A 26,898-nucleotide genomic window follows, 5' to 3' on the forward strand; every position below is an offset into this window, starting at 1 on the left:
GTGCTTGTGTTGGTGTGGGGGGGTGTCGGGGTGTGTGTTGGGGGTTGCGGTGCCCCCCTCCCCCCCCCCCCCCACACCCCTTTAAGTCAGCATTTTGACTTCTCCCAGATTGATTCTAAGCGCGCATTTGAAGGTTCGCCTGATCGGGAAATTTGCGAATATTCGACCCGAAACGCGTTTCACGTGAAACACTGCGCGGGTCACGCGTGCCACCCTTCATTGAGCCCCGCACACGGCGGCCGCGTGTGCTCCGTTGAAAAGTCTCCACCGGCAGTGTTCCTCAACTCCAGCGCCGCGGCAGGTGAAACGCATTTCTCCTCATGGATGCATCTCCAGCGGCAGGCGGTGGCATTAGCTACTACGCTCTATGGAATATGTATTCTAGTAATCTTCACTTCTATTGCTCTTCTCACACATATCATCTATACTTGTGGTATGGGCGGTTCAGTGAATTTCCCGGAAGGCCGGGATGGTTCATCCACCACAGCAGCTGTGGCGGAGCTGGTTACTGGGATTGTGCTTCCCTCCATTGAACCCCTCGATGCCGACATTGCTGCCTTGGCGTCCTTGCCGCGTCTGCCAACCCTCGCGCCTGGCCCGGTCCCCATCGAACCCTCCCAGCTCAGCGTGGTCCAGGCGCTCATGGATGAATGTGTGGGAATCGTGGCAGCGTTCAACGCCTTGCAGAACCGGGCCACCGCGTCCCTGGCTGAAGTGCTGGAACGTTTCGCCAGTGCCGCGGCGCTGGAGCGCAGGCTGTTGGGACTGGACAGGTGGCAGAATGAGGTTTCCACATCCGGGACCACTGCGGAGATTGCCACGATCCTTGGCATCAGCGAGGCCGCGGCCAACGGACTCGTGGAGCATTCAACGGCAGTGGTTCGTGAGCTGCCCGCCACGCTGGAACGCTTGAGCAGCGGTGAACTGGGCTGGGGATACGCAGTCATCATCGCCGAGGAAACCACACTGCTACGCAACAACGGCCTCGCCGATACCACCAGCTTCGAAACCCAGCTGCTGGGCAAGGCTCGGGATTGTTCGTTGAACAGCTTCAAGGACAAGGCCCGCCGACTCCGCGAACGTCTCCACCCGGAGAGCATTTCCGCACGCACCCGCAATGCTTTTCAGAAACGGGCCCTCAGTGTCAGCCGCACCCATGACGGCATGTCCTGGCTTAACCTCTACGCCCCGGCAGCCACGATCGAGGGAATCTGGGACCAATGTACCCTCACCGCCCAAACCGCCCAGGGCCCCCACGAACCCCGCACCTTGACCCAACTCCGCGCTGACGTAGCCGCCGCATTGCTCTTGAACCAGTCTCTGGCCCAGAACAACATCCACACCCCGCCAACACCCACCCGCACATCGCCCCACGCCGACATTAACGACACTGATGGCCGGGCTTGTAGTACCGGCAGCAGTGCGGAGCCGCGCACCACCCAGGATTCTCGCCCGGTGCCTGAGCCACAGTTCTTCCCGATCGAGCCTGACCCGTGTGCCGGGGCACGGTTCCCGGACAGGGACACGGGCCGATACCGGATCCCTGACTCGCTGGTACCCGTCTTTGAGGACCCGGACTACCAAGACCCGAACTACACGGACCCCGATATCCGCAACCACCCCGACTGGCACCCCAACGCCGCGCCCCCACTACTGGTTCCTGCCAGCAGTATCGACACCATGGCCCAGCGTGCCGACAGCGGGGTTGACGGGCCACCCCTGCCCAGAGCCATGGTGCTAGTGACAGTGCCGGCCTTATCCTTGCTGGGACACGTCAACACCCCAGCCGTCCTCGAAGGGTACGGACCGATCAGTATTGAAATCGCCCGGCGCCTGCTCGCTAGTTCCGCCAGCTTCTATCGCGTCCTGACCGACCCGATCAGCAATGAGCCCCTGGACCTGGCCCCGGACACCTACCGGGTTGGCAAGGCCATGCGGCTCATGTTGCGCGGTCGGGACCACTACTGCCAATTCCCCGGCTGCACGGCCAAAGCCTCCCTCGCCCACCTCGACCACCTCCTGCCCTGGGAGAAAGGCGGGAAGTCCACTGTGGACAACCTTCAGTTCCTCTGCAAACGCCACCACCTGAGCAAGCACTTCAAGGACGGCAAAACCCGTGACGGCCGCTTCTGGGAGACGCAAATCCCCGAACGGCGCGCCATTAAGCTCCGTGGTTGGACGGCCGTCATGACTCCCAGTGGCCGCCCGGGTTGGACCTCACCCGCTGGCCGCTACCACCCACCCCAGCCCCTAGAAACACAACCCGCCTCATACCCCAAATGGCTCAAGAAGCACGTCGAAAACACCATCTACCAAGCCAGTCAGGACACAGATCTCCCCGACTGAGAGCACTTGGAAGATTCCGGCTGCTCCGGTGCAGACCCCGAACCACCCGACTGAGCTTTCTGTGTGAACGTCGCCGACCCCCATCTCGGAGGAGTGCAGCCGGGCGATCTGGTCGTCGTTTCACGTGAAACAGCATCACATTCCTGTCAATGGACAGGCGGGCTCGGGTCCGTGCCTCGCAACCCAGGCTTGGCAGCAGGGCCACCACAGGCCAGTCTCGCTATGTCCCCCAACCGTCCTACGGACTCCGTGTCTGGAACATCGGCGGAAGGTCCCGCCAACTCCTTGTTTCACGTGAAACTTCGATGGCGACTTCCGGAGGATTGCATCGCCCGCTGATTGCTCTTCGACTGGAGGGCGCCAGTAGCTCCGGTCCAGCTCCTGCCGTCGAGACACACCGCTGACCCACCCTGATTCCCCACCACGCATGTTGTTTGGCGGCGTTGGCCATCATCTTGCAAACGGCAACGCACCACAACTCCCTCCACCGCTTCCCGCGGGTCGGCCCGCCATCGGGGACTATCTCAACTGTCGGGCCGCAGAACCGGATGCAGGATCAGCTGAAGTAGAGATGCTAGTACCGAGGAAAGGTAGGCCAGGGCTCCCCCGGCGGGCTCGACTTAGGATCATCCTCCTCAAGGACTCGAGCAATTTGCTCCGGTGACAGGTACCTAGCCTGCCGCGATGCTGAGGCATTCTCGGCAGTTCACAGGGGGTGCAACAACCATAGTGATGGCCCGCTTGCAGTGGCTGAGCGAAACTGGCGGATGAGTGTCGGCATACCGATTCCCTGAGTCGTGTCCACCATGTCAAGACGCGGGTGACAGTTATCGATCAGACGGATCCCACGCCTGATTCAGTCTGGCCTGTAACGCCGGGTTCTGGTCAGGGAAGCACATTCTTTGCTTGCGGGTACCAGCCCGTCCGACAGCCACTAGAGTCGATGGCGCAAGGGACGCCGTCACTGCTTCTGAACAGACGCATGACACGGCCATCTACTTTCTCCTTCCCATCGTTGGCGCACGTGGTGGGCCGACAGGATCGGGCGTGGCTGCTCCCCATCCAGATTGAGCGGGATGCAAGTCCTTCAGTTCCCTGGTTCCTGACGGTCAAGGATGCTCATAGTTGTTGGAGCCCCTTCGGACTCGGGACGCTGGGACGTTGGTGCGACGCCGGCCTACGCCGCTGCGGGCACAGCGTCCTTGAACATGATGTTGTGACCGACGCGAAGTAGAGTTTCGGCAGCGTTTTTGATGCCAGCTCCCCCAGGGACATCGAGACCGCGGATTGGCGTTAGCATCGAGCGAATAGCGACGTCAGGACACTCTTCAATCAGCACGGTCGATCCTCGGGTGAGTGCGCCCGATCAAACCTCAGCCCCGGGTGTAAACCGGGTGTAAACCGCCGTGTGGAATCCTGTTTGAACGGCGCTACGGATGAGCGGTTCCAGGGCGAGCGTGCATCACCGATGGCCTCCCGATCTTCGGTCCCGACATCAACAATTGGTCGGACACCAACTGCGTTGGCCTGATCTGCGATCACCGGTTCAGTCCCGTGATTCTGTAACGTGGCGAATACTCCATGGAACCTCATCCCACCCCGTGGCAACAAACAATCGTGGATCCCTTGGCCTGCTAGGGCACGACCAATGTGCCCAGTCATTGATGATGCCGGGGAGGATTCACCGGACTACGTAGCGTTTGCGGCAGGCGATGATGATGATCTTCATACATATGCGTTCCGGGCTGTGCAGGAAGCTCATCTGCAGCCGGGCCGCAACCACAACACCCCCGCCCCTGACTTCGACAGAAGTGCAGGGGCGGAAGAGATCTGTTCCAGCTCAACATCAGGCTCGCAAGTTCCTTGGCTCAGAATCGGGCGCCGGATCGCGCGATCGTCAGTGTGTGTCAGTGTCGCAATGGCCCTTGGATGCGAGGCGAGTGCGCGGCCGCGGCCAGCAAGGTTCCCAACTACTCGGCCCGGAGAAATGGAACAAGGCTGGCTGGTCCCTGCCACAACTCCAGTATTCTCAGACAGATGCATCGAGCCAGGGAAGAGTTCTTCACCCAGGCTAAAGATCTCATTGAGGCTCACCGTCTATACAACTGTGCTCTCCACTGCGGCCCCGGCGGCGGTAGGGCGGCGACATGGCAAACCCCACTTCAACCTTCGCGTAGGCAGTGTGGTGTTCTCATCCTCCCGACATTCCGTTGTGGCACCTATGATGATGCGTCGACACCAGGACCGTCCGCACCAGTCCACCTCCAACTGACACCCAGGCATTGTCAGCAATTGGCTGCCGTCCAGCATCAAGAACACAGAGGCTTGGAGGCAGGCCGCACATCCACGTCACGAGCCTAAAGAGACACTCCGGACCGTCAGGATCAACGCCTCAGACTACGCGGTGGGCACAATAGTCTGTCCGGCGAACACCTTGCACGTCACGACCATCGTTGTCCGCTGCCGTATCTGAGAGGGCCCATGGTTCAGCTCGGCAACAGATCAGTGTCCCTACAGGCGGGTGGTGTGGCAAGTTCGTGGAGAATCACGACGGATCAGGACCACCTACTTCGGAACGACAAAATCCAGCAGCACGCAGGACGCAGATCGCAGATGGCATGGCATGGCATGCAGGTTTGATGCCTTGTTCGAAATCGGGACATAGTTCATAGCTGTAGCGGGACATGATGCACGGTGACAGTTCATCAGTGTAGCGAGACATGACGCTCAACCTGACGGTCAGTCCCTGTGGCGGGACATCGTTCCGATGATTGCCAGCTGGTATCTTTCGCGACATCGTTCATACGGGGCAACGATGGGTTATGGAAAAGAACAAGCTCATTACTCAGTCCATCGTCCAGGCCAAGCTGACCCCGGCGCAGGCCGCCGAGCGCTTCGGTGTGAGCCGACGCTGGGTGTATGAATTGATGCGCAGGCACAGGGCCCTGGGTGAGGACGGGTACTTCCACGCTCCAAGCGCCCGCATTCCGGCCCGCAACAGACCCAGGAAACGGTGCGCTCACGCATCCTGTCGCTGCGTCGTGAACTCACGCAGAAGGGCCTTGATGCCGGGGCGGAGACCACTGCCTGACAGTTGAAAGTCGAGGACCTTCCCGTCCCTGCTGCCTCAACTATCCATCGAATCCTACACTCTGCAGGGCTGGTCACCGACGAGCCCCACAAACGCCCGCGGTCCTCGTGGCACCGTTTCGAGGCCGGGCAACCCAACGAGATGTGGCAGTCGGATTTCACCCACTGGTCCTTGGCAAGCGGCGACGATATGGAGATCCTGAACTTCCTCGATGACCACTCCCGATACCTGATCTCCTGCACCGCCCACCGGACGGTGACCGGTGCCGTGGTGCTCGAGTCATTCCTGGAGGCTGCGGAGCGATAAGGTTTCCCGCTTCGACGTTGACCGACAACGGCATGGTTTTCACGACCCGTTTGGCAAGCGGCAAGGGAGGACTGAATGCCTTTGAAAAGACCTTGCGCGATCTAGGGATCCAGCAAAAGAACGGGTCGCCGAACCATCCACATACACAAGGCAAGATTGAACGGTTCCACCAGGCCCTCAAGGGCTGGCTCGCCATTCAGGACCCGGCAGTAACACTTGAACGACTTAACAAGGACCTGACCCGATTCGCTCAGGTCTACAACACCGAGCACCCCCACCGGGCCTTGAACAGGCGCACACCCGCCCAGGCCTACGAAACAGTCCCGAAGGACTCACCCCACGGCCCTGCTTCCGGCACACGCCATCGGGTACATACCGACAAGATCGATGCAGTAGGGAAAGTGTCCCTGCGCTACCAAGGCAAACTCCTTCACCTAGGTGTCGGACGCCAACACATCGACAAAGACATCGCAGTGCTCGCAGCCGACACCGCGGCCACCGTCATCCAGACAAACACCGGTGAAATTCTCGGCGAATACAGTCTCTACGCCACGAAGGACTCCCAAGCAAAAAGAAAAAGCCCCAGCACAAGCCGAGGACCACTCTTAAAGAACGATGTCGCGAGACATAGATGAACTATGTCCCGCGACATCACATGCAGGTTTGATGCCTCTCACGAACCCACGGGTCCCCTTTGTGTCGCCGCTGCGGGAGCACGCGGTTCTAGTTGGTGGGAGTCCAGCGCCACCACAGAATGAGTCTGCGGGATTCGGCATCATGAAGCCATCTACTTCTAGCGGCGAGTTCATCTTGCGGCACGCTGTGCATCTGCAGACTTGGCCAAACTCGTCAGTAGCAACGCAGGCATAGCCACGCGCCTTCTGAGCAACTACTCGAGCATAGTCCCGCTTCGGCGAGGAAAATCCCAACGGCTCGTGGAAGCCCGGGCGCTTCCTGACTATGACAGGTAGCGGCTGCTCCCCAAGTGAAACGACTGTCGCGAGGATCAATTTGAATGTTGGCCAAGAGACTGTGTGGCCAACGCTCCATCTGGCATTCAAAATCCGGCAACCACAAGTGGTGATCGGGTGTGCCCGGTGAAAGAGGCTGCCAGTTAGCCCGCGCTCCCGGAACCCCTGGCACACTGGGGGTTCGGAGGACGGCGCTCGTAGCGTTGCCGCGACACTCGTGGCATACCTCTACCGTGCGCAACCAGTTGGCAACGACGATCCCCCGTTTCACGTGAAACATTGTTGCCCACAATCCCGGAATCCCACATCCATTGCGCGGCAAGCCTCGGCAGTCCAGCCACCAAACTTCCCCTCCGGCGCATGAGCGACAACCGTCAACGGCAACGCTCGGTTCACAGCTGACCACCGCTTCGTTGGAGCCAGAGCACTCGCACCAGTTTCGTGACAACAAGAGTGCTGGGCATCCAAGGCACCCCCGAACGATACCTGTCTTCAGCTACCTCACAGGCCTGCCAGAGCCCCTGGGCTGCCCCGGAGGCTCTTGCGGTGTCCGCTACTCGTACGATGCGCAGGAGAGCCCCAGCGGCCCCCTGAGGGCGGCGGGTGCCCCAAGTTCACGCTAAGGCCTACGCGACCTTGCTAGGACAGCATGGAGATCGCTGGCACGGAACGATCGCGTTTCATCTCTTCAGATAGTGGTCCTTGTTCTCGTAGCCCCACCAAGTACGAACTCCGGTACCTGTCGCCATTGCGTCAGACGGTCAACGTGACGCCGTCCGCGACTACACCTCCAGTATCCGCACCTGGCGGAGTCGACAGCACGCGCAGAACTCATGCCGGGAGCCTTCGCCGGAGTACCGTCGTCGCTTTGGACTGACTTCGGTCTGATTTGCCAGTCTGAGCTCGGTATCCTGTTCATCCTCGGGTCAAAGCCGCCCGTGAGGATTGAACCGTCCGTTTCACGTGAAACATAGACCCGCAGCTTGAAATCGACTCCAGGGTCCCTCTTTGAAGAAATTCTGACTCGCGAAACTGTTGCTTAGGATCATTCCTGACGAACCGCCTTTAAGCCACTAGCGGCAGTGTTTCACGTGAAACACTGCCGCTAGTCAGACAAAAGAACTAGTTGCTGCCGGGACTCAACACATCCATGATCCGATTGAGGTCCTCGACTGAGGCAAACTCAATGCTGACCTTCCCCTTTCGGGCGCCAAGCGAAATCTTCACGCTGGTGTCCAGTCGGTCCGCCAGCGAGCTAGCCAAGAAGTCCAAACGCTCGTGGCGAGGGCTTGGCTTCTTCGCAGCAGGCTTCTGTCCACTCAACGGTGCTTGATATAGCTGCACGGCCTCCTCGGTGGCCCTGACTGACATACCCTCAGCCACGATCTTCTGTGCAAGCTCCTCCATGGCTCCGGGCTCGGGCAAGGCAAGCAAAGCGCGAGCGTGGCCCGCAGACAGCACGCCTGCCGCTACCCTGCGCTGCACCACCGGTGGAAGCTTCAGGAGACGAAGCGTGTTCGACACCTGGGGGCGTGAACGGCCAATCCTGTCAGCCAGCTGTTCATGGGTGGTGCCAAAATCCTCCAACAACTGCTGATACGCGGCCGCTTCTTCCAAAGGATTGAGTTGGCTGCGGTGCAGGTTTTCCAGAAGTGCATCACGCAGCAGGTTGTCGTCACTGGTATCCCGAACAATTACCGGGATCGTCTCCAGGCCGGCAGCCTGGCTGGCACGCCAACGGCGTTCACCCATGACCAACTCGTACGGTTGATCGCCCACTTCGGTCGACTCACGCACAACAATAGGTTGCAGAACACCAATTTCGCGTACTGAGTGTACAAGCTCAGCCATGTCGTCTTCATCGAAAACAGTTCTGGGCTGCTTGCGGTTCGGGTGGATCTGACCAACCGGCAGATCCAAAAAGCGTGCGCCAGGAACTTCTACGAGCTCCACAGCTTCCGCGATCGGTTTCTTGGCGCCTCGCACGGGAGCACCGGCGGGCTTGCGCCCCTTGGGCTCAGGAAAGAACAAGTCCACTGGCCGTGTGGGCTGCGAGAATCCCGTCTCGTCACCGGAAGAGTTGGGTATCAAGGCACCCAAACCACGACCAAGGCCCCTGCGCTTGTCAGTCATTGAGACTTCTTCCGTTGAATGAACCCCAAGTAGTGGGCTCTGTTGAAATTCATTGTAAACTGCAAAGTTCCTAGCCGAGGTACTGACTATTCCGGGGACCGCTCCGCCAATTCCGCGGCTGCCTCTAGATATGACAACGCCCCTGTAGATGACGGATCATACGTCATAACGGTTTGCTGGTAGCTGGGCGCCTCGGAAATTCTGACAGAACGTGGAATGAGAGCCCGCAAGACCTGCTTGGGGAAGTGCTCACGGACGTCTGCCGCCACATGCGCTGCCAGGTTGGTGCGTCCGTCATACATGGTCAGTAAGATGGTTGAAACCACCAGGTCTGAGTTCAGATGCTTTTGAATCATCTCGATGTTCTTCAGCAATTGGCTCAATCCCTCAAGCGCATAGTACTCACACTGGATGGGGATCATGACCTCATTGGCCGCACAGAAGGCGTTGACTGTTAAGAGTCCCAGGCTCGGCGGGCAGTCAATGAAGATGAAGTCAAGACGCTTCTGCCCCTCAGCTTCGCGGAACCTTACATACTCATCAATCGCGCGCCGTAGGCGCTGCTCACGCGCTACCAAGGATACAAGTTCAATCTCGGCGCCGGCGAGGTGGATGGTAGCCGGTGCACAGTAAAGATTTGCGATATCTGGGCACTCTGCAATGACATCTGCCATGGGGAAGTCATTGATCAAGACATCGTAGATGCTGTCAATGTCGGCATGGTGCGGCACGCCCAGGGCGGTAGAGGCGTTGCCCTGAGGGTCAATGTCAATGACGAGCACCTGCAGTCCTGCGGACGCGAGGGCAGCGGCAACATTGACAGTTGTCGTCGTCTTGCCAACCCCGCCCTTCTGATTGGCCACAGTAAGAATTCGAGTGCGTGAAGGCCGCGGCAGCTTGCGCCCCAGAAGCCGCTCACGTCGCTTGGTTTCATTGACCAACTGACTGGCAATGGGGCTACTGTCGTCAAGGTTAGGGTCCAGCGGAATGGCGGAAATGGGGTCCGTTTCACGTGAAACATCCACTTCGGTGTCGTTGTGCGAAATATCAACTACTTTAGGTTGATTTGAGGCATTTGAACGTGCCGACCCCAACGTCAAGAACGGGGGGATCCGTTGCGAAACTGCTTCGCTACTGGTCACGCTGACACTCTCACTTTCCTCAGGCAATGGTTGCCAACCTCTAGCCTATCGGTTCCAACCCACACGAGTGTGGATCAGCGCCGCTTCACCTTAACCCGAACTACTGTGGTGGGTTCTTCAAGCACGCCTTGACCAGCCACCAGGACTTCTGTTTGGTAGCCACCAAGCTTCTTAATCGTTTTGGCCGCCTTGGTGATTTCTTCTTCGGCGCTTCTGCCCTTGATGGCCAGGAGTTCACCCTCCCCGCCCAGCAGCGGGATGGTCAACGTGGCCAGAGTATCCAGGGCAGAAACTGCTCGGGCCGTGACAACTGTGCATTCCACTTTTCCAATGGCGGCTTCAGCGCGCGATCGCACAATCTCCACGTTGTTGAGCCCAAGGTCCATGACGACTTCCTCAAGCCAGACCACGCGCCGCTCCAACGGCTCGATCAGGGTCAAGTACAGGTCGGGGCGGGCAATGGCCAAACACAGTCCCGGGAGCCCTGCGCCGCTACCCACATCGGCAACTTTGGCGCCGTCGGCAATCAGTTCCGCCACAACGGCACAATTCAACACGTGCCGGCTCCACAGGCGGGGCACTTCACGCGGACCAATAAGCCCACGCTCTATCCCCGACGTTGCCAAATGCTCCACATAGCGCTCGGCCAGATCCAAACGATCACCAAAGATGCGTTCGGCTGCAACGGCTTCTTGTGCAGTTAATTCCACCACTATTTGTGTCCTCTTAACCGTGGTCCCGCCCACTGCCTGGGGCAGTGACCGGGACCATTTGTAAACTTCGAATCCAGCACGCTCTATTCGGCGGCTGACACCACAATGTGGCGCTTGGCGCCTTCGCCCTCTGATTCGGATTCCAGACCCAATTCAGCGATGGTGTCGTGCACAATCTTGCGCTCGTAAGCACCCATCGGCTCCAGCGCAACAGATGCGCTGCCGGCCTGAATCTGTGCTGCAGCATCGCCAGCAATCTTTGCCAGTTCCACGTTCCGCAGGTCACGGTACCCGGAGATGTCCAGCACCAGGCGTGAGCGGTTCTCGGTGGCGGAGAGAACACTCAGACGTGTCAGTTCCTGCAGGGCATCGAGAACTTCCCCGTCCTGGCCAACAAGATTGGCCAGCGTACTGGATTCTTCATCCGTGACGATGGAAATGTAGGTGCGGCCGTTGCGGACCTCAATGTCAATATCGCCATCGATATCGGCAATGTCTAAGAGTTCTTCGAGGTAGTCGGCGGCAATGTCGCCTTCTTCTTCCAGACGGCTTGCACCGCTTCCCGCGGGGGCCGTTGCTTCGTCAGTGGCAAGTTGCGTTTCTTCAGGCATTATTTCTTCTTCCTGTTCTTGCGTTGTGGCTGGCTGCGCTGGCCCTTGACCTCGGGAATCTCTTCAATCACTTCTTCGACCTTCTTCTTCGAAGCACCCAACAGCGGCAAGCCCTTGGCTTCGCGGCGTTTCTGGTATTCCTTGTAAGCAGGTGAGCCGGGGGTAGGCATGCGGCGAATAACGAAGAACTGCTGTCCCATGGTCCAAATGTTGGTGGTGGTCCAGTAGATCAAAACACCGATGGGGAAGTTCACGCCACCAATACCGAAGACCAGCGGCAGTACGTACAGCATCATCTTCTGCTGCTTCATGAACGGGCCCTGCATGGCTTCTTCAGACATGTTCTTAGACATGATCTGCTTCTGCGTGATGAACTGCGAGGCGATCATGGCCAGAATCATGACGACTGAAAGAACAACAACTGAGACGTTAAGGTCGCCACCTTGGAGCTGCGGCAGGAACGCTGCGGACAGCGGAGCGCCAAAAATGGTTGCCTGGTCAAACTGGGCCACCTGATCGTGGCTCATGGCACCAATGCCCTGGCTGTCGGAGTTGGCCTTGGCCACACCTGACAGCACCTGGAACAGGGAGAAGAAGAACGGCATCTGTATCAACATGGGCAAGCACGCGGAGAACGGGTTGGTGCCGTGCTCCTTGTACAAGGCCATCTGTTCTTGTCCCATGGCCTGGCGGGACAGCTGATCAGTCTTGCCCTTGTACTTGGCCTGAAGCTTCTTCATGTCCGGCTGAAGCGCCTGCATGCCGCGCTGTGCCTTGATCTGCTTGACGAAAACAGGTATCAACGCCGCACGGATGACCAATACCAAGCCGATGATGGATAGCGTCCACGTGATACCGGAGGCAGCATCCATCCCAAGGAAGGTCAAGCCGTCATGGAACGTGACCATGATCCATGACACGAGCCATTTGAAGGGGGACAGAATTGTATCGAAGAAGCCCATATTTCTTTTCTAATCTCCTCAAGCCGCTTTGCGGCTTTGCGTTTCCTGTTGCTTAGCCAGAAATACATCCGGGTGATTCAGCTGGACAATCAGGGGCACCGTTGCGGGGTCATCCCAATCGACAGTGGCCGGTGATGGAACCGGATCAAGGCCGCCAGAGTTCCAAGGGTGGCACCGAACAATCCGGCGCACAGCAAACCAACTACCCTTCACTGCACCATGAACGGTCACAGCTTCTAAAGCATATGCCGAACATGACGGAAAAAACCGGCACACCTGCCCATACGTGGGTGAGATGACGCGCCGGTACAGTTCGAAAACGATAATAAGAATATTGTGGGGAAGATGCCAAAAGAAACGTACGACGGCGGCCAAGGGCCTGGGCGCATGAGGTTCAGTTGGTGACGGGGTCACAACACATCTTCTCCTTTAGACACGTAAGCCTTGTCTACTGCAGGTGCTGGTGCCGGCTGGGCAGACTCCTCCGCTTTCTCCCGCAGACGGGGAAAAGCGGTTGAGAATGCTTTGCGATAGTCCTTAACAAGGTCACTGAAGGAGGCAATGGCGGATACGGGCAGAGCCCGCACCACTACATTGACTCCCTGGGGATGCTGCTTAATTGTCTCGACAACAATTTCCCTCAGTCTCCGTTTAACGAGATTCCGAGTCACAGCGTTCCCAACAGTCTTCGCCACGATGAACCCAACTTGGCTGGGCGCATCCGAAGAAGTGGACACCATATATAACACTAAGTTCCGGCGTCCATTGCGGACGCCGGAACGTACAGTATGTGAGAAGTTGGCGGAAGTCCGCATTCTATTCTTGGTGGCTAGCACCCTGCGATCAACTGCTACTTCACTAAGGCTTGACGAGTAGTCAAGCAGTTATTGTTTAGGCCGACAGCTCTACGCGACCCTTGGTGCGGCGTGCTGCCAAAATGGCGCGGCCGGCGCGGGTGCGCATGCGAAGGCGGAAGCCGTGCTTCTTGGCACGACGGCGGTTGTTCGGCTGAAAAGTCCGCTTGCTCACGGTAGTTACTCCAAGACAATCAAAGATGCGTCTTGCCCATAGCTAACAGGATAAGAAAGGGGTCGACGCTAAGTATATGGATGCCTGCTCATTTGCCACCCTTTTACAAGAGGCACACGCCAGAGCGCAAAGCAGACACATGGGACTTCACAACGTTAGGTCATTTGTGTCCCCCACGTCAAACCAGCTCCCGCCAAAGCACGGCTTCAGAGAGCGAACTGCCCAGCCTTTTTCCGTCGGACGCCTCCAAGACTCTTGCGCACAGCAACCGTCCACAGCTGTGCATAACCTCGTGGACAAACCCTGTGGACTGTGCTGTTAAGGACGCCCTGCTGTGACATTTATCCACAAGCGGTTTCGCCCGCTATCTTCTGGCGTATGCATCCCTTAGGCTTGGCCCGTAGAAAGTTATCCACGGATGTGCATAACTCTGTGGATTACTGAGATTTAACAGCTACTTACACGTCCTGGCCAGAGCTTTGAGATGTGTAACAGAAGTCACGTGCGGTGCGCACGTAATCAACAAATATCCCGGTTCACCAACCGGTAGTAAGGGTGGATTTGCCAATGAGCACTGAGGACATCAATGACGTTGGCAGTTCGTGGCGGCGTGTCATACGGATTCTTGAACAAGACGAACGTGTTTCACCGCGCCAACGTGGATTTGTAGTCCTCACCCAACCCCAGGGGCTCATTGGGAACACATTGCTGGTGGCTGTTCCCAACGAACTAACGCGTGAAGTCCTGCAAACTCAGCTCAGCACTGCTCTCAGCGACGCCCTGTCTCAAGTATTTTCCGAAGAGATCAGCTGCGCCTTCAGCGTCAACGCAGATCTGGTGCCTCCTGTTAAGGAGGAAGAGCCGGTTGCGGCGCCGGTCGTTGTGCGCACGGAACACCCCACCCGCACCGAACGAACCGAGCAGGTATCCAAACCCGCACCGACCTTGCCGAGTACGTCACAGGAATTTGGCCGGCTCAACCCGAAGTATGTTTTTGACTCCTTCGTCATTGGTTCGTCCAACCGTTTTGCCCACGCAGCAGCTGTGGCAGTTGCTGAGGCTCCGGCCAAGGCATACAACCCGTTGTTCATCTACGGCGACTCCGGCTTGGGTAAGACTCATTTGCTGCATGCGATCGGCCACTATGCGCGCCGACTCTACACAGGTATTCGCGTCCGTTACGTGAATTCTGAAGAGTTCACCAATGACTTCATCAACTCCATCCGCGATGACGAGGGTGCTAGTTTCAAGCAGCTCTACCGCAATGTGGACATCTTGCTGATCGATGACATTCAGTTCCTAGCCAACAAGGACGCCACCCAGGAAGAGTTCTTCCACACCTTCAACGCTCTCCACAACCACAACAAGCAAGTCGTGATCACCTCCGATCTGCCGCCCAAGCGTTTGCAGGGCTTCGAGGAACGGATGCGTTCACGTTTTGAGTGGGGCCTTTTGACGGACGTTCAGCCTCCTGAACTGGAGACCCGGATTGCCATTCTGCGTAAGAAGGCCATTGGCGAGGGGCTTTCCGCTCCCGACGATGCCTTGGAGTACATCGCCTCCAAAATCTCCACCAATATTCGTGAACTTGAAGGCGCGTTGATCCGGGTCACCGCTTTTGCCAGCTTGAACCGCCAGCCGGTGGATGTCGGCCTAGCTGAGCTGGTTCTCAAGGACCTCATCACCGACGACGGCGCACAGGAGGTCACCTCGACGGCAATCCTGGGGCAGACTGCCGCGTACTTCAATATTTCTCTGGAAGAACTCTGCAGCAAGTCCCGGACCCGGTCCCTGGTGACAGCCCGCCAAATCGCCATGTACCTCTGCCGGGAGCTCACTGACATGTCACTTCCCAAGATTGGCCAGGAATTTGGTGGCCGTGACCACACAACTGTGATCCACGCAGACAGAAAAATCCGTGAACTGATGGCCGAACGCCGCGCCATCTACAACCAGGTTACTGAGCTCACAAACAAGATCAAGCAGCAGCAGCGAGAAGGTTAATCCGCGAAGCGGCGGAAAAATCTTGAAATTAACAGTTGTGGATAACCCTGTGGATGGTTAAGTGCACAACCCCCTCTCCCTGCGGATAACTACAGGCCAAGCTGTGGATCGTTTAACCGGCCGGAAAAGTTCTCCACCGCCGCCCACAGCGCAAAGCGGTGGAGCCCCACAAGCTGTACACAGGCAACTTCGTCTAGACTGCGTGGCCAGGGACACTTATCCACAGTATCCACAGGACTTACTAACACTTCTAACTACAAGATTCATTCGTTTCAAACAACATTTACCCTTGCCCCGGTCAGCTCCCTCGTTGAGGGAAAGTCCAATACCCGCATGGGCCCATCAAGGGGCTAAGCTGTTTGAAAGTATGTAATTCCACCGCTGGTTTCGGAGCCCTTCCCGGGGTTTGAAGCAAGACCGGTTCATCAAATTTTTCGCACCATGAAAGGCGGCACCCTTCCGTGAAGTTCCGAGTCGAACGGGATGTTCTGACCGAAGCAGTCAGCTGGGCCGCACGATCCTTGTCACCACGCCCACCAGTTCCCGTACTTTCAGGGCTTTTGTTGAAAGCTGAAGCCGGAACTTTGAGCCTGGCAAGCTTCGACTATGAGATCTCAGCACGGCTACAAATCCCTGCGGACATTTCCGAGGAAGGAACCATTCTGGTTTCTGGCCGACTGTTGGCTGACATTTGCCGCAGCCTGCCGGCTGCCCCGGTTGATGTTGAAACCGACGGCAACAAGGTCACCTTGACGTGTCGGAGCAGCCGCTTCCACTTGGCCACCATGCCGGTTAGCGACTATCCGGAACTGCCGGCTCTCCCCGAAGTCAGTGGCACCGTGGATGGCGAAGCGTTCGCCCAGGCTGTCTCCCAGGTCATCATCGCCTCCAGCAAAGACGACACCCTGCCGATTCTCACCGGCGTAAAAATGGAGATTGAGGGTGACTTGATCACTCTGCTGGCCACAGACAGGTACCGTTTGGCGTTGCGTGAAATTCGTTGGAATCCCAGCTCCCCCAACATCTCGACAGGTGCCCTGGTCAAGGCCAAGACCCTAAGCGAAGTAGCCAAGACTTTGGGCAGCTCAGGAAATATCAACATTGCCCTGTCGGAAAACAGTGAACTCATCGGTTTCGAGAGTGGCGGACGGCGCACCACTTCATTGTTGGTTGACGGTGACTACCCCAAGATCCGGTCATTGTTCCCCAATGACACTCCCATCCACGCGACAGTGGAAACTCATGCCCTGGCGGAGGCGGTCCGCCGCGTTTCGTTGGTTGCAGAGCGCAATACGCCTGTCCGGTTGATCTTCACGGACGGTCAGCTGACCTTGGATGCTGGAACCGGTGAGGATGCGCAGGCTTCGGAGAACCTTGAGGCCACGTTGTTTGGCGAGGACATTACTGTTGCCTTCAACCCGCACTACCTCAGTGAAGGGTTGAGTGCCTTCGACAGCAAGTACGTCAGGTTCTCTTTTACCTCCGCTCCCAAACCGGCCATGCTCAGTGCCCAGGATGACATTGATGGCGAACGTCGTGACGAATACCGTTACCTGGTCATGCCGGTCAGGCTCCCAAACCAGTAACACGCATCATCGCTGCCGCACGATGAGCCACCAAAACCACGAAAAAGAGGAACGCGATCGTGCATATTGGACTTGTTGGACTAGGAAAAATGGGCTTCAACATGAGGGCCCGTTTGTATGCAGCACAGATTGAGGTGACAGGTTTCGACAGGAATCCCGCCGTCACCGATGTAGCTTCCATGGCTGAGCTGGTGGCTGCAGTTCCGGCACCACGGCTCATGTGGGTCATGGTTCCTTCCGGTGACATCACGTCGTCGGTCATCAATGAACTAGCCGAACTGCTTGAACCGGGCGACTTGCTCGTTGATGGTGGCAACTCACGGTTTACTGAAGATCAGAAACACGGCGAAATGTTGGCCGCAAAGAACATCGGTTTCATGGATGTTGGTGTGTCTGGCGGTGTATGGGGCCTGGAAAATGGCTATGGCCTGATGGCTGGCGGATCCAAGGAAAACATTGCCCGGGCATTGCCAGTCTTGGATGTGCTTCGCCCCGAAGGTGAGCGTGCCGACAGCTTTGTTCATGTGGGTGACATTGGGGCCGGCCACTACGCCAAGATGGTTCACAACGGTATCGAGTACGGCTTGATGCAGGCCTACGCCGAGGGCTATGAGCTCCTCGCCAAGAAGGACATCATCGAAGACCTGCCCGGTACGTTCCGCGCCTGGCAAAAGGGAACAGTCGTTCGTTCCTGGCTGCTGGATCTCATGGTGAAGGCGCTCGATGAGGATCCTGGACTGAAATCCATCGATGATTACGTTGAGGATTCCGGTGAAGGACGGTGGACGGTTGAGGAAGCCATTGCCAATGCTGTCCCCGCACCAGCCATCACGGCTGCGCTTTTTGCCCGATTCTCCTCCCGTGAAGACAACTCACCAGCCATGAAAATGGTCTCGGCCTTGCGCCACCAATTTGGTGGACACGCCACAAAACCTGCCGGTTCCTGACAGTGGATAAATCTCAGCTCAATGTATCTTGAACATCTTTCTCTTACCGATTTCCGCAGTTATGCTCAGGTCGATCTGACGCTGGGCCCGGGCGTGACAGTGCTGGTTGGCTCCAACGGATGGGGAAAAACCAACTTTGTTGAAGCGATTGGCTACCTCTCAACACTGTCTTCGCACAGGGTGAACCAGGATGGGCCCCTTTTGCGTTTCGGCACTGAGCGGGCGCTCATCCGGGCCCAGCTGGTGCGTGCCGAACAGAAGGTCATGATTGAGGTTGAGATCAACGCCTCGCGGGCCAACCGTGCCCGGATCAACCGGGCCAACCCCATCAGGTCCCGGGACATTTTGGGCATCTGCCGAACAGTCTTGTTCGCGCCGGAGGATTTGGCGTTGGTCAAGGGTGACCCCGGCAACCGGCGCCGTTTTTTGGATGACTTGTTGGTGGTTTTGCTACCGAAACATGCCGCCACACGCAGCGACTATGAACGGGTACTCAAGCAGCGCAACGCCTTGCTGAAGTCTGCCCGGGCAGCACATTTTTCGCGGTCCGGTGTGTCGGAAGTGCAGTTGGCAACCTTGGATGTGTGGGACCAACACCTGGCACTTGTCGCCGCGAAGCTGTTGGCGGCACGGTTGGCTCTACTCAACCGCCTGCGCCCCCATATGGCAGAGGCCTATGCCCAACTGACGGACGGTGCCAAACTTCTGCGAGCCAACTACATCAGCAGTTTGGCTGATCCTTCCCCGTATGACGGCGCCTCCCCCGACACTGTCGACGGCGTAGAACACACCGAGGCAACTGACGGACTAGACCTTTCACTCTTCAGCGTCGAGGAACTGGTAGACATGTATGGCGCCGAGTTGCAAAGGTCCAGGTCCCGCGAATTGGACCGAGGAATGTCATTGGTGGGACCCCATAGGGACGAACTTGAGCTGTTGTTGGGTCAGGCCCCGGCCCGCGGCTATGCATCCCACGGTGAATCCTGGTCGATCGCCCTAGCGCTGAGGCTCGCGTCATTTCATGTCCTCGATGAGGACAAGCATGTTTCCGGAAACCAGCCCATACTGATCCTTGATGATGTTTTTGCTGAACTCGACGCCCAACGGCGCCGGAAATTGGCCGTGATGGTTGCCTCTGCCGAACAGGTGTTGGTGACGGCTGCTGTTGCGGAGGACATTCCTGAGGAACTTGCTGGCTCCAAGGTTCAGGTGATACCCGGTGGCGTAGTTCCTCATGAGTGAGGTGCCAAGCGGTCCCTCAAGTAGTGATCCCACGGGAAAGAAACGCAGCAAACTTGCTGCCGCCACTGACCACGTCACCGAAGTGGATGCCGCCCAGGCAGCCCTGAACCGGATGCGCACCATCGCCAAAAGTCGTGGCGAACTGAGGATTCCGCGCAGCAGGCTGGGCGAAAAAGTCACGCCCAAGGCCAAGCGGCAACCATTTCTTGACGCCAAATATGGTGGAGGGAGGGACCCCTTGGGTCTGGGCAACGTTGTGAGCCGGCTGGTCTCGGACAGGGGATGGAGTTCCCCGCTGGCCGTGGGTTCGGTCATGGCCCAATGGGACACCTTGGTGGGTCCGGAGATCGCCGCCCACTGCCAACCAGAAAGCTTTGAGGCCACTACTCTTCACGTTAGATGTGATTCCACCAGTTGGGCCACCCAGTTGCGCCTGCTCTCATCATCGCTGCTGGCCAAATTTGATGGCGACCTGGGCCGTGGCGTGGTGACAAAAATTCTGGTGCTCGGTCCGGCTGCGCCAAGTTGGCGCAAGGGTTTCCGCAATGTCAAGGGACGCGGTCCGCGAGACACCTACGGGTAATTCCAACCGCGGGAGAGAACCAGCCAAAGCGCTACCACGGGCAGCGGATAACGCCCTGCAGGACGATTCGAACCCCCTGGGGTGTACATCCCCTTAAAGATGGAATAACGATTGCGTTCTGAGCCGCTTTTCTCCCCGCCTAGGGCACGTTGAGAGCGCGCATACACCATTCTCAAGGTAGAATTGGGCCATAACTGTCTCTCCGCGGCGCTGTGGCTCGTTCTTGGTTTCGTTGAGAGCGGTATTTATCTGCCTTCAACGAGGACTCGATGCACGGGAACGTGAGAGTCGTGCCCTGTCTCAACGTTGGCAATCGAGCTGAACAATAAGAGGGGTCGAACGCGCCTGTGACGACGAACAATTCGGATAGTGCCGTGAATCCAGAGTCGGAAAACACGCTGTCTAGTGAGGTTGAAAAAACCGCGAAAGCGGCAGACACCAGTCACTATGATGCCAGTGATATCACTGTGTTGGAGGGCTTGGAAGCCGTCCGCAAGCGTCCTGGCATGTACATCGGTTCCACCGGTCTGCGCGGTTTGCACCACTTGGTTTACGAGGTGGTGGATAACTCTGTCGATGAGGCTCTGGCAGGCTATTGCGACCACATTGAAATCTCCCTGACAGCCAGCGGTGGCGTCAAGGTAGTGGACAACGGCCGTGGCATTCCGGTTGACATTCACCCCACAGAGGGCAAGCCCACGGTTGAGGTTGTCATGACCATCCTGCACGCCGGCGGAAAATTCGGTGGTGGCGGCTACGCCGTCTCAGGTGGCCTGCACGGTGTGGGCATTTCAGTGGTTAACGCCCTGTCACGCCGGGTTGACACGGAAGTTCGGCGTAAGGGCTTCGTTTGGCGGATGAGCTTCGCCGACGGCGGCAAGCCTCAAGGCACACTTGTCAAGGGTGAGGTCACCACCGAAACAGGCACCACGCAGACGTTCTATCCGGACCCGCAGATCTTCGAGTCAATCGAGTTTGATTTTGAGACTCTGCGCGCGCGTTTCCAGCAGATGGCGTTCTTGAACAAGGGCTTGAAGATTACGCTCACTGACGAGCGCCCTAGCAAGGACGTCAATGACGAAGACCCCGATCTTGACGCCATTCCCGAGGGCAAGGACATCACCACAGGCAAGCGCGAGGTCGTCTACCAGTACAAAGACGGTCTGCTTGACTACGTCAAGCACCTGAACTCCTCCAAGAAGGTCGACGTCATCCACGAGGATGTCATTGCCTTTGAAACCGAGGATGCCTCCCGCAGCATGGCCGTGGAACTTGCCCTGCAATGGACCACCGCCTATTCGGAGAGCGTGCACACGTACGCCAACACGATCAACACCCATGAGGGTGGAACCCACGAAGAGGGTTTCCGCGCCGCCATGACGACACTGATCAACCGGTATGCCCGCAAGGAAAAGATCATCAGGGAAAAGGATGACAACCTCACAGGGGACGACATCCGTGAAGGCCTCACAGCCGTCATTTCCGTGAAACTGTCCGAACCCCAGTTTGAGGGCCAGACCAAGACCAAGCTTGGCAATTCCGAGGTCAAGGGATTTGTCCAGCGCGTGGTCACCGACGGTCTGGGTGACTGGCTCGAACGGAACCCCGGGCCCGCCCGCGACATCATTCGCAAGTCCATCCAGGCCTCGCAAGCACGTCTTGCGGCCCGCAAGGCCCGCGAAAACACCCGCCGCAAGGGCTTGTTGGAGTCCGGCGGCATGCCTGGCAAGCTCAAGGATTGCCAGTCCAAGGATCCTGCACTGTCGGAGATCTACATTGTGGAGGGTGACTCCGCTGGTGGTTCAGCGGTACGCGGGCGGAACCCAACCACGCAGGCCATTCTGCCTCTGCGTGGAAAGATCCTGAACGTGGAGCGCGCACGTCTCGACCGCGCCCTGGGAAATGCCGAAGTCCAGGCCATGATCACGGCGTTCGGCGCCGGCATTGGTGAAGACTTTGACGTTGCCAAGGCCCGGTATCACAAGATTGTCTTGATGGCTGATGCCGACGTTGACGGCCAGCACATCACCACCCTGTTGCTGACCCTGCTATTCCGCTACATGCGTCCGTTGATTGAAAACGGCTACGTATACCTTGCCCAGCCGCCGCTGTACCGGATCAAGTGGTCCAACGCGCCGCACGACTATGTCTTCACGGACAAGCAGCGTGACGCAGCGTTGACTGCCGGTGCTGCTGCCGGGCGCCGCATCCCCAAGGAAAACGGCATCCAGCGCTACAAGGGTCTGGGCGAAATGGACTACACCGAGTTGTGGGACACCACCATGGATCCGGCGCACCGCACACTGTTGCAGGTCACCATGGAAGATGCTGCCGAAGCGGACCAGATTTTCTCCATCCTCATGGGTGAAGACGTGGAATCACGACGTAACTTCATCCAGCAAAACGCCAAGGACGTAAGGTTCCTCGACATCTAGCCAGGGCGAAGCATGGCCCCCTAGTTATAGTGCGAATCAGACATATATTTGGAATGGAATATAGCAAATCATGAGTGACGAAACCCCTCAGAATCCTGACGAAACCACCGTGGATGCCACGGGAAATGACGTCCTTGAAGGCAATGTAATGCACGACAGGATCGAGCAAATAGATCTCCAGGAGGAGATGAAACGCTCCTACCTTGACTACGCCATGGCCGTCATTGTGGGCCGTGCCCTCCCCGACGTGCGTGACGGGCTCAAACCCGTGCATCGCCGCGTACTGTACGCCATGTTCGACGGCGGATACCGCCCCGAACGCTCCTTCAACAAGTGCGCACGTGTGGTGGGTGAGGTCATGGGCCAGTACCACCCGCACGGTGACACGGCCATCTACGACGCCCTGGTTCGCTTGATTCAGGACTGGACCATGCGTTACCCCTTGGCTTTGGGGCAGGGCAACTTCGGTTCCCCCGGCAACGACGGTGCTGCCGCTCCGCGTTATACGGAAACCAAGATGGCACCACTTGCCATGGAGATGGTGCGCGACATCGACGAGGAAACTGTCGATTTCCAGGACAACTATGACGGCAAGAACCAAGAGCCCACCATTTTGCCCTCACGGTTCCCGAACCTGTTGGTCAACGGGTCCTCAGGTATTGCCGTGGGCATGGCCACCAACATTCCCCCACACAACCTCCGTGAGGTGTCCGAGGGTGTGCAGTGGTACCTGGCCAACCCCAATGTGGGCAGGGAAGAGCTCCTTGAGGCGCTGATTGAGCGTGTCAAGGGCCCTGACTTTCCCACAGGTGCCCAGATATTGGGGCGCAAGGGCATTGAGGATGCTTACCGGACAGGCCGTGGTTCCATCACCATGCGTGCCGTTGTCAACGTTGAAGAAATTCAAGGCCGCACCTGCTTGGTCGTTACGGAACTGCCCTACCAGGCCAACCCCGACAACTTGGCCATCAAGATTGCCGATTTGGTCAAGGACGGCAAGATTGCCGGAATTGCTGATCTTCGCGATGAGACTTCCGGCCGTACCGGCCAGCGCTTGGTGGTTGTCCTCAAGCGTGACGCCGTTGCGAAGGTTGTTCTGAACAATCTATACAAGCACACCCAGCTGCAGGAAAACTTTAGCGCCAACATGCTGGCCATTGTTGATGGTGTGCCGCGCACGCTGCCTCTTGACGCGTTCATTCGTCACTGGGTGACTCACCAGATGGACGTCATTGTGCGTCGCACCAGGTTCCGCCTGCGCAAGGCGGAAGAAGAAGCGCACATTCAGCGCGCGTTGTTGAAGGCGCTCGACGCCCTTGACGAGGTCATTGCCCTGATCCGACGGTCCTCCACCACTGAGGAAGCCCGCGATGGCTTGATCCAGCTGCTGGAAATCGACGAGATCCAGGCCAAGGCCATTTTGGATATGCAGTTGCGCCGTTTGGCCGCTCTGGAACACCAGAAGATCATGGACCGCCGGGACGTGCTGGAAGGCTTGATCACCGAGTTCAACCGTATTCTGGCTGATCCCGAGGTCCAGCGCGGCATTGTTAGCGATGAACTGGCCGAGATCACCGCCCGCTTCGGTGACGATCGACGCACCGAAATCATGATGGGCTACGACCCCAACATGAGCATGGAAGACCTCATTCCTGAAGAGGAAATGGTTGTCACCATCACCCGTGGCGGCTATGTGAAGCGCACACGCAGCGACAACTACCGGTCCCAGCACCGTGGCGGCAAGGGCGTCAAGGGTGCAGCGCTCCGGGGCGACGACGTCGTCGAGCACTTCTTTGTCACCACCACCCACCACTGGCTGCTGTTCTTCACCAATCTGGGCCGCGTATACCGGGCAAAGGCGTACGAACTTGTTGAAGCCGGCCGCGACGCCAAGGGCCAGCATGTTGCGAACTTGCTGGCTTTCCAGCCCGACGAGAAAATCGCCCAGGTGATGGAACTCAGGGACTACCAGCAGTCCCCCTATCTGGTGCTTGCCACCAAGAATGGTCTGGTCAAAAAGACCTCCTTGGAGGATTACGACACCAACCGTTCGGCCGGTGTCATTGCCATCAACCTGCGCGACGGCGACGAACTGGTCTCCGCCCAGTTGGTTTCGGACACCGACGATCTGCTCCTGGTCTCCCGAAAGGGCCAGTCCATCAGATTCACTGCCACCAATGAGGCCTTGCGCCCCATGGGCAGGGCAACATCGGGTGTCACGGGTATGAAGTTCCGCGACTTTGATGAGCTGCTTGCGGCAGACGTGGTTACCGACGACTCATATGTGTTTATTGTCACGGAAGGCGGCTATGCCAAGCGCACAGCCGTTAGCGAATACCGCTTGCAGGGAAGAGGCGGCTTGGGTATCAAGGTTGCCAAACTCGCAGAAGACCGCGGAGACCTTGTTGGCGCCTTGATTGTTCGCGAGGATGATGAGGTCCTGGTGGTCATGAGCGGCGGCAAGGTAGTGCGCTCCAACGTCTCTGAAGTGCCTGCCAAGGGCCGTGACACCATGGGTGTCATCTTTGCCAAGCCGGACAAGAATGACCGCATTATTGAGGTTGCGCGAAACAGCGAACGGGGCCTTGATGACGAAGATGAGTCAGGACAGGCTGAGATCCCCGAAAAAGCTGTTGACGGTGCGCTCGAAGGAAAGACGCAGCTTGATGAAGTACCGTTAAGCGACGAAGACGGAACAACTGGAGGTACCGATTGAGCGCCAATAACCCGATTCCGCGGCCTGGTTCCGCCCCAAGGGTAGGTGCCCCGGGGCGCCCCCCGCAGCGACCTGGCGGAGCGCCGGCATCTAAGGCCAGTGCTGCGTCGAAGGCGGCGCCTAAGCCCGCACCGAAGCCTGCGCCGAAAACGGCACCGGCGCTGGTCAAACCCGCACCTAAGGCAAAGGCCCGCCGGGCTCGGCTCTTGGTGAGCAAGGTTGAACCCTGGTCAGTTCTTAAGATGGCCTTCCTGCTTTCTGTCGCACTGGGTATTGTCACCGTTGTTGCGTCGATTGTGCTGTGGACGGTACTGGACACCATTGGACTGTTTGACACTGTCAACTCCTTCATCAACGACATCCAAGGCAAAGAGGGTGGCACTCCCATTGACCTCTTGACGATTGTCTCCTTGGGACAGGTTGCGTCGTTCTCAACGATCGTTGCCGTGGTGAACGTCTTGCTGCTGACGACCCTTTCGGTGCTTTCGGCGTTCCTGTACAACATCTCGGCCACCTTGGTGGGCGGCATCGGCGTCACTTTGACAGACGATTAGCACCAAAGAAATTCACTATAAATCCTTGAATCGGCGGGTCTCAGAAAGCCGACGACCCGCCGATTTGGGATTTAGGGAAAGTGTGCGGTAAAGTTTTGTCTCGGCCCGATGAGGGTCGGAAGGGCGCATAGCTCAGGCGGTTAGAGCGCTTCGCTGATAACGAAGAGGTCCCAGGTTCAAGTCCTGGTGCGCCCACGGAACCAAAAGGTTCTTAGGCAAGGATGGTTTGTAGTGAAGAAGTTGTTGATCTTGGTCGCAGCTCTCAGCGCAGCGGTTTTCTTGAATAAGAAGTGGCAGGAATCCAAAGTTGCGAAGGCAACCTGGAGCAAGGCAACAGATTCAGTCAATTGAATCTTTTGAATATGTTTCAGATATACTGAACAAGCCTCATGGGGGCATGGCGCAATTGGTAGCGCACCTGCTTTGCAAGCAGGGGGTTCGGGGTTCGAGTCCCCGTGCCTCCACCATGGGAAACAACCCCGGTCTTTGGACCGGGGTTGTTTTGTTTTAATTCAGCCCGCAACCGCCTACGCTTGAACAGTGATATTGATCCTTGCCATTGTGGGCATCTTGGGCGTCTCGGCTTCCGGCCCGATCATGGCAGCCACCGCAGCACCCGCACTAACGATCGCCCTATGGCGCAACGTTTTGGGCGCCTTCGCGCTAGGTGCGCCGGTGCTGCTGAAGAATCCTGGATTCCTTAAATCACTGACGCGCCCGGAACTGAAGTACACAGCTATTGCCGCAACAGCGCTGGCCCTTCACTTCGCATGTTTTGTGACCTCGGTGAAGATGACAAGCGTGGCAGCCGCTACTGCCCTTGTGTGCCTTCAGGCGGCCTGGATAGCCCTTTTCCAGTGGGTTAGGGGTGCAAAGCCGCCAAAACCCATCTTGCTGGGTTTGGGGGCAGCACTGCTCGGCGTGCTGGTGATCACGGGCTTTGATATGGGTGTTTCCCCTGAAGCCCTCATTGGAGACGCTCTGGCTGTCGCTGGGGGCGTGCTGGCGGCCATCTACACTCTGGCGGGGGCCAAGGCGCGCAAAAGCCTTTCCACGGGCGTCTATTCAAGTCTCTGCTACTCGCTGTGCTCGGTGATCCTGCTGGTCATGTGTTTGGCCTTGGGCCAGCCGCTGGTGGACATCCCCGCGGAGGCCTGGTGGGGCATCCTTGGCGTCACTGTGGCTGCGCAACTCTTGGGGCACACAATCTTTAACTACCTGTTGGCCACCATTTCCCCACTCGTGGTGTCCATGATGATTCTTGTAGAGATCCCAGGGGCCGCACTTCTGGCTGCCATCTTCTTATCGGAAGAGTTGCCATCAGGCACCTACCTGGGGCTTGGACTGATTTTGGCGGGCCTGACAGTGGTGATTCTGCGCCAGGGACGCAGCGGCCTCAAACGTCCCAAATGACGCAACAGCTGCAAAAATAGTTTGTGAAACAAAAAAGTGGGGGCCAGATCCGAAGACCCGGGACCCACGTTCCTCCCATCCGTTCCTCCGCAAGCGACTCTTTGGTTCCTTTGG

The 26,898-nt window shown here is 57.8% G+C and carries 22 protein-coding genes and 2 tRNA genes; 16 read left to right on the top strand and 8 right to left on the bottom strand.

Annotated elements, in window-relative coordinates; genetic code table 11:
• Positions 1-435 precede the first annotated feature (435 nt).
• From ACX80E_RS15150 to ACX80E_RS15165, 4 genes are all read left to right on the top strand, one after another.
• Positions 436-2,346, top strand: coding sequence for an HNH endonuclease signature motif containing protein (locus tag ACX80E_RS15150; protein WP_459302861.1), 1,911 nt, complete (start codon positions 436-438; stop codon positions 2,344-2,346).
• Between the two features lie 2,822 nt (positions 2,347-5,168).
• The gene (locus ACX80E_RS15155) at positions 5,169-5,444 is read left to right on the top strand and encodes a helix-turn-helix domain-containing protein (protein ID WP_459302862.1); all 276 of its coding nucleotides are present in this window, start codon (positions 5,169-5,171) and stop codon (positions 5,442-5,444) included.
• Positions 5,445-5,578: 134 nt separating this feature from the next.
• Positions 5,579-5,743, top strand: a complete 165-nt coding sequence (locus ACX80E_RS15160) for a hypothetical protein (RefSeq protein ID WP_459302863.1) — start codon at positions 5,579-5,581, stop codon at positions 5,741-5,743.
• Positions 5,744-5,775: 32 nt separating this feature from the next.
• Positions 5,776-6,378 (top strand): integrase core domain-containing protein, encoded by a 603-nt coding sequence (locus tag ACX80E_RS15165; protein WP_459302864.1) that lies wholly within the window; start codon positions 5,776-5,778, stop codon positions 6,376-6,378.
• A gap of 1,458 nt (positions 6,379-7,836) precedes the next feature.
• On the opposite strand, the gene ACX80E_RS15170 is transcribed toward ACX80E_RS15165, so the two are convergent.
• The 8 genes from ACX80E_RS15170 to rpmH all read right to left on the bottom strand — a co-directional run bounded on the left by ACX80E_RS15170 (position 7,837) and on the right by rpmH (position 13,304).
• Positions 7,837-8,847: a ParB/RepB/Spo0J family partition protein gene (locus ACX80E_RS15170; RefSeq protein WP_459302865.1), complete on the bottom strand. Its 1,011-nt coding sequence runs from the start codon at positions 8,845-8,847 to the stop codon at positions 7,837-7,839.
• Positions 8,848-8,933: 86 nt separating this feature from the next.
• The gene (locus ACX80E_RS15175) at positions 8,934-9,989 is read right to left on the bottom strand and encodes a ParA family protein (RefSeq protein WP_459302866.1); all 1,056 of its coding nucleotides are present in this window, start codon (positions 9,987-9,989) and stop codon (positions 8,934-8,936) included.
• Positions 9,990-10,063: 74 nt separating this feature from the next.
• The gene (gene rsmG, locus ACX80E_RS15180; protein WP_459302867.1) at positions 10,064-10,702 is read right to left on the bottom strand and encodes a 16S rRNA (guanine(527)-N(7))-methyltransferase RsmG; all 639 of its coding nucleotides are present in this window, start codon (positions 10,700-10,702) and stop codon (positions 10,064-10,066) included.
• Between the two features lie 83 nt (positions 10,703-10,785).
• Positions 10,786-11,313, bottom strand: coding sequence for a Jag family protein (locus ACX80E_RS15185; RefSeq protein ID WP_459302868.1), 528 nt, complete (start codon positions 11,311-11,313; stop codon positions 10,786-10,788).
• Entirely contained in the window at positions 11,313-12,275 is a 963-nt protein-coding gene (gene yidC, locus ACX80E_RS15190; protein ID WP_459302869.1) for a membrane protein insertase YidC, read from the bottom strand. Before yidC ends, ACX80E_RS15185 begins: the two co-directional genes overlap by 1 nt.
• Before the next feature lie 18 nt (positions 12,276-12,293).
• A complete protein-coding gene (yidD, locus tag ACX80E_RS15195; RefSeq protein ID WP_459302871.1) occupies positions 12,294-12,689 on the bottom strand; it encodes a membrane protein insertion efficiency factor YidD in 396 nt (131 codons plus the stop codon).
• On the bottom strand, positions 12,686-13,111 hold the full coding sequence (rnpA, locus tag ACX80E_RS15200; RefSeq protein ID WP_459302872.1) for a ribonuclease P protein component: 426 nt from the start codon (positions 13,109-13,111) through the stop codon (positions 12,686-12,688). Before rnpA ends, yidD begins: the two co-directional genes overlap by 4 nt.
• A gap of 55 nt (positions 13,112-13,166) precedes the next feature.
• Entirely contained in the window at positions 13,167-13,304 is a 138-nt protein-coding gene (rpmH, locus tag ACX80E_RS15205) for a 50S ribosomal protein L34 (protein ID WP_044569795.1), read from the bottom strand.
• Between the two features lie 567 nt (positions 13,305-13,871).
• On the opposite strand from rpmH, the gene dnaA reads away from it, so the two are divergent.
• The 12 genes from dnaA (at position 13,872) to ACX80E_RS15265 (ending at position 26,784) form a co-directional block, all read left to right on the top strand.
• Positions 13,872-15,308 carry a chromosomal replication initiator protein DnaA gene (dnaA, locus tag ACX80E_RS15210; RefSeq protein ID WP_459302873.1) on the top strand — a complete coding sequence of 479 codons (1,437 nt, stop codon included), beginning with the start codon at positions 13,872-13,874 and terminating at the stop codon, positions 15,306-15,308.
• 461 nt (positions 15,309-15,769) lie between these two features.
• Positions 15,770-16,894 (top strand): DNA polymerase III subunit beta, encoded by a 1,125-nt coding sequence (gene dnaN / locus ACX80E_RS15215; RefSeq protein ID WP_459302874.1) that lies wholly within the window; start codon positions 15,770-15,772, stop codon positions 16,892-16,894.
• Positions 16,895-16,953: 59 nt separating this feature from the next.
• Entirely contained in the window at positions 16,954-17,841 is an 888-nt protein-coding gene (gene gnd / locus ACX80E_RS15220; RefSeq protein WP_459302875.1) for a phosphogluconate dehydrogenase (NAD(+)-dependent, decarboxylating), read from the top strand.
• 21 nt (positions 17,842-17,862) lie between these two features.
• On the top strand, positions 17,863-19,083 hold the full coding sequence (gene recF / locus ACX80E_RS15225) for a DNA replication/repair protein RecF (protein WP_459302876.1): 1,221 nt from the start codon (positions 17,863-17,865) through the stop codon (positions 19,081-19,083).
• The gene (locus ACX80E_RS15230; protein ID WP_459302877.1) at positions 19,076-19,666 is read left to right on the top strand and encodes a DUF721 domain-containing protein; all 591 of its coding nucleotides are present in this window, start codon (positions 19,076-19,078) and stop codon (positions 19,664-19,666) included. Before recF ends, ACX80E_RS15230 begins: the two co-directional genes overlap by 8 nt.
• 398 nt (positions 19,667-20,064) lie before the next feature.
• Positions 20,065-22,101 carry a DNA topoisomerase (ATP-hydrolyzing) subunit B gene (gene gyrB, locus ACX80E_RS15235; protein WP_459302882.1) on the top strand — a complete coding sequence of 679 codons (2,037 nt, stop codon included), beginning with the start codon at positions 20,065-20,067 and terminating at the stop codon, positions 22,099-22,101.
• Positions 22,102-22,171: 70 nt separating this feature from the next.
• On the top strand, positions 22,172-24,817 hold the full coding sequence (gene gyrA / locus ACX80E_RS15240) for a DNA gyrase subunit A (protein ID WP_459302878.1): 2,646 nt from the start codon (positions 22,172-22,174) through the stop codon (positions 24,815-24,817).
• The gene (locus tag ACX80E_RS15245) at positions 24,814-25,371 is read left to right on the top strand and encodes a DUF3566 domain-containing protein (protein WP_459302879.1); all 558 of its coding nucleotides are present in this window, start codon (positions 24,814-24,816) and stop codon (positions 25,369-25,371) included. The genes gyrA and ACX80E_RS15245 overlap by 4 nt, the downstream gene beginning before the upstream one ends.
• A gap of 121 nt (positions 25,372-25,492) precedes the next feature.
• Positions 25,493-25,566, top strand: a tRNA-Ile gene (locus ACX80E_RS15250).
• Between the two features lie 36 nt (positions 25,567-25,602).
• Positions 25,603-25,722 (top strand): DLW-39 family protein, encoded by a 120-nt coding sequence (locus ACX80E_RS15255; protein ID WP_459302880.1) that lies wholly within the window; start codon positions 25,603-25,605, stop codon positions 25,720-25,722.
• Between the two features lie 40 nt (positions 25,723-25,762).
• Positions 25,763-25,838: transfer RNA gene (locus ACX80E_RS15260), tRNA-Ala, on the top strand.
• A gap of 73 nt (positions 25,839-25,911) precedes the next feature.
• Positions 25,912-26,784 (top strand): DMT family transporter, encoded by an 873-nt coding sequence (locus ACX80E_RS15265; protein ID WP_459302881.1) that lies wholly within the window; start codon positions 25,912-25,914, stop codon positions 26,782-26,784.
• The last annotated feature ends 114 nt before the right edge of the window (positions 26,785-26,898 follow it).

This window comes from Arthrobacter sp. TMN-49, from assembly GCF_054511095.1.